At 61.5% G+C, this 6,228-nt stretch carries 5 protein-coding genes and 1 pseudogene; all 6 read left to right on the plus strand.

What is annotated here, in order from left to right:
- The first annotated feature begins 195 nt into the window (after nucleotides 1-195).
- Entirely contained in the window at nucleotides 196-1,734 is a 1,539-nt protein-coding gene (gene istA / locus CQ13_RS06055; protein ID WP_057842105.1) for an IS21 family transposase, read from the plus strand.
- A gap of 15 nt (nucleotides 1,735-1,749) precedes the next feature.
- Nucleotides 1,750-2,286, plus strand: a complete 537-nt coding sequence (locus tag CQ13_RS06060; RefSeq protein ID WP_245309047.1) for an ATP-binding protein — start codon at nucleotides 1,750-1,752, stop codon at nucleotides 2,284-2,286.
- A gap of 249 nt (nucleotides 2,287-2,535) precedes the next feature.
- Nucleotides 2,536-3,597 carry a tyrosine-type recombinase/integrase gene (locus tag CQ13_RS06065; protein WP_197427253.1) on the plus strand — a complete coding sequence of 354 codons (1,062 nt, stop codon included), beginning with the start codon at nucleotides 2,536-2,538 and terminating at the stop codon, nucleotides 3,595-3,597.
- 32 nt (nucleotides 3,598-3,629) lie between these two features.
- Nucleotides 3,630-4,571, plus strand: coding sequence for a tyrosine-type recombinase/integrase (locus CQ13_RS06070; protein ID WP_245309048.1), 942 nt, complete (start codon nucleotides 3,630-3,632; stop codon nucleotides 4,569-4,571).
- A complete protein-coding gene (locus CQ13_RS06075; RefSeq protein ID WP_057842108.1) occupies nucleotides 4,568-5,593 on the plus strand; it encodes a tyrosine-type recombinase/integrase in 1,026 nt (341 codons plus the stop codon). Before CQ13_RS06070 ends, CQ13_RS06075 begins: the two co-directional genes overlap by 4 nt.
- A 121-nt stretch (nucleotides 5,594-5,714) precedes the next feature.
- Nucleotides 5,715-5,963: pseudogene (locus CQ13_RS40555) on the plus strand (ATP-binding protein); the annotation flags it as partial.
- Nucleotides 5,964-6,228: the final 265 nt, after the last annotated feature.

Below are 6,228 nucleotides of genomic sequence, written 5' to 3' on the forward strand. Positions count from 1 at the left end.
GGTGCGCGTTCCAGCCGATCGTGATCACCGATTCCAGGCCATCGTGATCACCCATTCCAGAACATCGTGATCACCATTTCCAGCCGATCATGATCGCTATTTCCAGCGATCATGATCGGGGGCAACGGGGAGGCGCACCGCTGACAGTCTGCAACCCGGCTACCTTGGTCTTTTGCCTAACCGCAGAGGATTGAGATGCCGACCGAGAGACTGTCCATGCGCCACATTCGTGAAGTTCTACGCCTGCACTACAGCGTCGGCATGTCGCAACGCGCCATTGCCCGCAGCCTGGGCTTGGCCCAGGGCACGGTCAGCAAGTACCTCAACCGAGCCCGCCGCGCCGGCCTGACCTGGCCGTTGCGGCCGGAGCTGGATGACGATGTCCGGCTCGAGAACCGCCTGTATCCGCCACCCTCTGATCGGCCCAGCGACGAGCGTCCACAGCCCGATTGGGCGCTCGTGCATCGCGAGCTGCGGCGCCCGAACGTCACGCTGATGCTGTTGTGGGAGGAGTATTGCGACGCAAGCTCCGACGGCTTCAGCTATTCGTGGTTCTGCGAACGCTACAAGGAATGGGCCGGCCGCCTCAAGCCGACCCTGCGCCAGGTCCATGTCGCCGGCGAGAAGCTGTTCGTCGACTATTCCGGCCACACCATGGAGGTGATTGACGGGCTCAGCGGCGAGGTGCGCAGCATGCAGATCTTCGTCGCCGTGCTCGGCGCCTCGAACTACACCTATGCCGAAGCCAGCTTCAGCCAGAGCCTGCCGGACTGGATCGCCTCGCACGTTCGGGCGTTTGCCTATTTCGGCGGCGTGGCCCGGCAGACGGTGAGCGACAATCTGAAGGCCGGTATCACCCGGGCTTGCTTTCACGAGCCGATGGTCAACCGGACCTATGCCGATCTCGCCCGCCATTACCGCACCGCCATCGTTCCAGCGCGGCCATATCGGCCGCGCGACAAAGCCAAGGTCGAAGTCGGGGTCCAAATCGTCGGGCGATGGATTCTGGCGCGCTTGCGCAACCGCCGCTTCTTCTCGCTCGCCGCCCTCAACGAGGCAATCTACGCGCTCCTTGTCGAGCTGAACGATCGACCTCTCCGGAGCTGGGGACGAAGTCGGCGCGAACTGTTTCAGGAGCTCGATCATCCGGCGCTCACCCCCTTGCCGGATGAACCGTACGAGTATGCCGAGTGGAAGCGCTGCCGGGTCAACCTCGATTATCACGTCGAGATCGCCAAGCATTACTACAGCGTCCCTCACAACCTCGTGCATCAGGAGGTTGAGGCCCGCATCACCCAAAAGACCGTCGAGATATTTCTCCGCGGCAAGCGGGTGGCGTCGCATCTGCGCAGCACCTTGCCGCATCGCCCGACCACGATTCCCGAGCATATGCCGAGCTCACATCGCCGCTATCGCGACTGGACCCATGAGCGCATTCGTTCCGAAGCCGCCAAGGTCGGTCCCGATGCCCAGACGCTGATCGATGTCATCCTGCGGTCGCGGCCGCATCCGGAACAGGGCTTCCGCTCGGCCATCGGCATTCTCGGGCTGGTCAAGCGCTATGGCCAGGAACGCGTCGATGCCGCTTGTGCCCGGGCCCTCCTGCTCAACGCCCGTTCGTACAAATCGGTCGCCGCGATTCTCAAGAACGGCACTGACAGAACTGCTCCTCCCGCCGAGGAGGCGCCCATCCTCTTCCACACCAACATCCGTGGCCGCAGCTATTACAATTGATCAGGAGAGATCAGCATGCTCATTCACCCCACCGTCGATCGCTTGCGCGCACTCGGCCTCGCCGCCATGGCCGATACCTTCGTCGAACTGCAGAACAATCCCGAGGCGGCCGAGATGCCGCACGCCGATTGGCTCGGCCTCCTCGTCGATCGCGAGGTCACTGCCCGCGACAACCGCCGCCTCACGCGCCGCTTGACCAGTGCCAAGCTCCGTCAAGCCGCCACCATCGAGAACGTCGACTATCGCACCGCCCGTGGTCTCGATCGTTCGCTCTTCCAGAACCTCGTCACCTGTCAATGGATCCGTGACAGCAACCACCTGGTCATTGTCGGCCCAACCGGCACCGGCAAGTCCTGGCTTGCCTGCGCGCTCGGCAATAAGGCCTGCCGCGACGGCTTTTCCGTCCTCTACAAGCGAACATCCCGCCTGTTCGCCGATCTCGCCCAGGCGCGCGGCGAAGGCCGTCTGGCGCGCCTGATCGCGGCCCTGGAGCGCGTCAATCTCCTCATCCTCGACTTATGTGGAGCGCACAGTGATGTGGAGCCGTATTAATCTCCCCGCTATTAACAGCAGCCTCGACCGTTCCTACTCAACATAACTGGCAGCGGTAGCGTGGTTCTCCCAACCATCCAAAAGGGGGCAACCATGCTCGAACACTTATTCCGGAAGGTTCACGCGTGTTACTCGGCATCGCCCAACGGCGCTTTGTTGGAAAATTTCGCCACTTGGCTCATCTCGGCTGGGTACGCCCGACACACAGCCTGCCGTCACGTACGAGGGCTAAAGGAAGCCCTCGACCGGATGGGTTCAGCGCCGCTTGATTGGGGTGCCGGCATTTCAGGAAGGTTTTTGTCGCAAGCATTTTCTTCCGCATCATTGCAAGGCACCCGATGCGCCGTTGAACGGTTTCTCACCGCGAGAAGACTGCTCGTCAGAGAACCAGCACCGGACCCGTTCTCACTGCTTCTTGAGCGCTACAGACGACATCTATCGGAGGTGCGTGGCCTTACCAGCGCGACCCTGGAACAGCACATCGCAACGGTGAAGAGCTTGCTCGCGCACGCTTTGCCAGCTGACGCCCCGCTGCAGGCGTTATCAGCCGCTGCAGTCGAGCGGTTCGTAACGACCGAAGCGCAGCGGATCAAACGACAGACCCTCCAGCACGTTGTTGCTCGCCTTCGTGCTTTTCTCCGGTTTTGCTTCGACCAGGGCGAGATCCAGCAGCGGCTCGACGTAATTGACGCGCCGCGCGCCTATCGAGGTGAACTGCCGCCTCGAGCCCTGGCATGGCCGCTCGTCCAGCGGCTGCTGCGCTCCATCGACCGATCGAGCCGGCTTGGCTGGCGCGACTATGCGATCCTCCATTTGATGGCGCATTACGGCCTGCGGCCCTCGGAGATCGTCACACTGATGCTTGCCTCCATCGATTGGGAGAGCAGGACGCTCCGCGTCAAGCAGTGCAAAACCAGATCGGATCTGATCCTTCCTCTGGCCGACCAAACGCTGCGGATTCTCAGACACTATCTGCGCCGCGGCCGGCCCGGCGGGACGCGCCCTGAACTGTTCCTCCGCGCCAGCACCCCGGTCGGTCCCCTCACGCACTACACCATCGGCGATCTCTACCAAAAGCGCGCGCATCAGAGCGGGCTGCCACTGCAGGGTACATCCTCCTACTGCCTGCGCCATTCATTTGCGATGCGTCTGCTCGACCGCGGCGTCGGCGTGAAGGTAATCGGTGATCTGATGGGTCATCGTACTCTGGAGAGCACCTGTGTCTATCTCCGGCTGCAGACCGGAGCCCTCCGAGAGGTCGCGCTTTCCCTGCCGACGGCGACCATCAGCATTGAGGAGGACGCCGCATGAGTACGACATTACCGGGCAGCGCGTTCAACCAAGTGGTCGACCTTTATTTGCGGAGGCAACGTTCACTCGGGCGCGCCTATGTTCATGAGGAGCACGTAATCGACGCTCTGCGTCTACTTCTTGAGAAGACCAGCTCTACCGACCTCGATCAAACGCTCTTCGAGGCATGGTGCGCGTCACAATCTCATCTCTCTGTAAACACGCGGCGCAATCGCCAGCGTATCGTGCGCAACTTCTGTCTCTATCGTCGGCGGATCGAGCCAACTTGCTTCGTTCCAGATATCAACCGCCTCCCACGTCGGTGTCCGTATGCATCGCCGGTCATCTTTGGAGCGGCCGAGGTCGCCAGGATGTTGGCTGCGGCCGATCGTTTGGCGCCGACCTCAACCTCGCCGCTTCGGCCAGCCGTGATGCGGCTTGCCGTGGTTCTGCTCTACACGGCAGGGCTACGTCGGGGCGAACTGCTGCGCCTTACACTGGCCGATGTCGATCCGCGCCACGGCATTTTGCGCATTCGGGCGTCGAAGTTCCACAAGTCGCGGACCGTCCCGTTGTCGCCGGACGCCGCTCGGGAGCTGAGGTCGTACCTCAGGAAGCGGCTTCGGCCACCTCTGAGCCGGTCATTGGATTCCCCCTTGCTCTGCAACAGCAAGGGGCAGGTGCGCGGCTACACGGGTACCGGCCTGCGGCAAGGAATCCAAGCGCTATTCCGAGCAGCCAACGTTTGCGGCACCGACGGACGAACCCCGCGGGTTCATGATTTTCGTCACAGCTTCGCGGTCGGGTCGCTGTTGCGATGGTACCAGCAAGGTGCAGATGTCCAATCCAATCTGCCGAAGCTTGCGATGTACATGGGGCATGTCTCGATTGTTTCGACTGCCTATTACCTGCGCTGGATTCCGCAACTCGCTGCTGCAGCCAGCGATCGGCTCGAGACGCACTTCGGCCACCTCATCACCGGAGGTGCTGCATGAGATCCCAAAGACCTAACGAACTCGGCAAGGGCATCGAGCGGTTCTTCCGCGAGTATCTACCGACGCTCCGGGGCACCAGCCGACACACCATACGCAACTACCGAGATGCCATCGTGCTGTTCCTGCGTTTTGCTTCGTCGCAAACAGCCAAGCCTATCGAGGATCTCGATCTCGTCGATTTCACGGCGAAGCAGGTCCAGGACTTCCTGGCTTTTCTGGAGGCCGAGCGTCACAATGGCGTCGCCACCCGCAATGCGCGGCTGGCGGCGCTGCATACGTTTGCTCGCTTTCTCGCAACCGAACAGCCCGCCTATCTAGCCGAGCTGCAGCGCGTGCTAGGCGTACCGTTCAAACGCGGCGCGCGTACCAAGCCGATCGAATACCTTGAGCCGCAGGAAGTCGAAGCGTTGCTCAAATCGATCGATCGCTCCACGCCGCCGGGCAAGCGCGACTATGCGTTATTCGCACTGATGCTCAACACGGGTGCCCGCGTTCAGGAGATACTCGATCTGCGGCTGTGCGACATCCGCACCGATCCTCCTCATCAAGTCCGGCTGCACGGCAAGGGCGGCAAAACTCGATTATGTCCAATTTGGCCCCAAACCGCACAGCTTCTGCAAGAGCTCTCGAACAATGTCGCTCGTTCAGGGGGCAGCGACTCTCCGCTGTTCGTGAACCGCCAGGGCAACAAGTTGACCCGTTTTGGCGTTCGTTACCTGCTCAAGAAGCACATCGGAGCCGGAGCCAGGGCAACCCGCGCGCTGCAGGAGAAGCGGATCCATCCGCATTCCTTGCGGCATACGACCGCCATCTTTCTCCTGAAGGCGGGAGTCGACTTCGCGACCATCAGTCAATGGCTCGGACATTCGTCGCTGAACACAACCATGACCTATGCAAGGGCGGACATCGATCTCAAACGCCAGGCGCTTATGCAGGTGTTCCCTGAGATCCTCGCACCGCCTCGTGCCGGGCACGTCTCTTCCGCGCCGATCAACATCGTTGATTGGCTGAAGAGGCTATGACCTACAGGTAAATTATGTGGAGTTGGCGGCTGTCAAAAACCGGACCGGCGCCGACTATCGGCCCTCAACTCCACATCACTGTGCGCTCCACATAAGTCGAGTCACGTTGAGCTCAACGTGACTCGACGACTGGGGACCCGAACCGCTCACCGCCGACCAGCGCCGTGATCTGCTTGAGATCGTCGATGATCGCTACGACAAGGGATCCTTGTTGATCACAAGTCAGGTCCCCGTGTCGCAATGGCATGACGTCATTGCCGATCCCACCCTTGGCGATGCGATATTGGACCGCATCATTCACAATGCGCACCGCATCGAGCTCAAAGGCGACAGCCTGCGCCGTCAGGCCGGCGAAAAGAAAAAACCGTGAGCACCTCACGCGCGATCGCCCCGCCGGCCCACAGGCCCCTCCCGCGCGCGTCGCTCCGTCGCTCGTGGCGGCACTTCGCGCCGCGCACGGGGCCCTCCCATGGACTGCCGGGACGATCTCCAAACCAACCCGCCAACCTTGACGAGGAGGCTATTTCCAGCACACATAAACCGTCAGCCGTGTTCACCTCCGCACCTGATCACGATCACTGGAATCCGTGATCACCATCGCCTGGAACACCTGATCACCATCCCTGGAATGCGCA

Source organism: Bradyrhizobium retamae (assembly GCF_001440415.1).
Lineage (GTDB): Bacteria > Pseudomonadota > Alphaproteobacteria > Rhizobiales > Xanthobacteraceae > Bradyrhizobium > Bradyrhizobium retamae.

Excerpts from the sequence above, each read along its gene's own strand:
- CQ13_RS06075 (WP_057842108.1), top strand. The coding sequence starts at position 4,568 with ATGAGATCCCAAAGACCTAACGAACTCGGCAAGGGCATCGAGCGGTTC.
- istA (WP_057842105.1), top strand. The coding sequence starts at position 196 with ATGCCGACCGAGAGACTGTCCATGCGCCACATTCGTGAAGTTCTACGC.
- CQ13_RS06060 (WP_245309047.1), top strand. The coding sequence starts at position 1,750 with ATGCTCATTCACCCCACCGTCGATCGCTTGCGCGCACTCGGCCTCGCC.
- CQ13_RS06065 (WP_197427253.1), top strand. The coding sequence starts at position 2,536 with ATGGGTTCAGCGCCGCTTGATTGGGGTGCCGGCATTTCAGGAAGGTTT.